Origin of the sequence: Paracoccus sp. DMF (assembly GCF_004407025.1) — a bacterium.
Lineage (GTDB): Bacteria > Pseudomonadota > Alphaproteobacteria > Rhodobacterales > Rhodobacteraceae > Paracoccus > Paracoccus aminovorans_B.
Genome location: NZ_SOKV02000206.1, coordinates 1 through 527, shown reverse-complemented (window position 1 = coordinate 527; position 527 = coordinate 1). Strand labels below are relative to the sequence as shown.

The 527-nt window shown below is 69.6% G+C and carries 1 protein-coding gene; it reads right to left on the bottom strand.

Annotation, left to right across the window (positions count from 1 at the left end; all coding sequences use genetic code 11):
* Positions 1-527, bottom strand: a 527-nt coding sequence (locus tag E3D03_RS21250) for a phage tail tube protein (RefSeq protein WP_263568583.1), incomplete at both ends; no start/stop codon positions are given.

Genomic DNA, 527 nt, shown 5'->3' with positions numbered 1-527 from the left:
GGCGGTGCACATGCGGGCGGGGCTGGTGGCCTTCGCGGCCTGCCAGTCGAAGGTGGCCTGGATGCCCTGCGGCCCGGGGATCTCGATCCGCGGGACCGGCAGGTAGACGGCATGGGCGGTGAAGGTGAAGCTGGCGTTCGCGCCGAGGCTGTAGGCAAACTCCAGCTCGCAGGGCGTGCCGTCGATGGCCTGGGTGACGAGGGCGCTATCGGCGAAGCGCACCTCGATCCGGCCGGTCAGCGCGGCCATGCCGGGATCGGCGCCTTCGATCTTGCCGTCGTTGCGGATGGTCTCGATCCGGTCGAGACCGTTGGCATAGGTGATCTCGGCCGAGACGACATTGCCCAAGGCGGTGCCGTTCCGTTTCACCACCCCGTTGAAATGGCCGAAGCGCTGAAGGCCGAGCGCGGTCGGGGTGCCTGCGGCCGTGGTTGCAGCGATGGCCTCGCCCTGCGCGATCAGGCGGGCGGTCGCGGTCAGCAGCCCCGACCGGCTCATCTGCCAGCTGAGCTGGTCCATCACGCAGC